Genomic DNA, 218 nt, shown 5'->3' with positions numbered 1-218 from the left:
CAGTGCCGCGGAGGGGGTCCACGCCCTGTTCGAGGCCCTGCCGGGCATGACGCTGCTGCTCACCCCGGTGCGGTCGCCGTCGGGCGAGGTCGAGGACTACCGCGTCGACGCCGCCACCGCGCGGACCGCCGACGTGGCCGGGCGCAGCGGAAGCGAACTGGTCGGCCGGCGGCTCCTCGAGTGCTGGCCCGCCGCCGCCCAGGAGCCGCTGTGGCAGG

The 218-nt window shown here is 77.5% G+C and carries 1 pseudogene; it reads left to right on the top strand.

From position 1 onward, the window contains the following. Positions 1-218, top strand: a pseudogene (locus RH94_RS41870) (protein phosphatase); the annotation flags it as partial.

This window comes from Streptomyces kebangsaanensis (assembly GCF_001906585.1).
Classification (GTDB): Bacteria; Actinomycetota; Actinomycetes; order Streptomycetales; family Streptomycetaceae; genus Streptomyces; species Streptomyces kebangsaanensis.
This window is presented reverse-complemented; position numbering and strand designations above follow the sequence as displayed.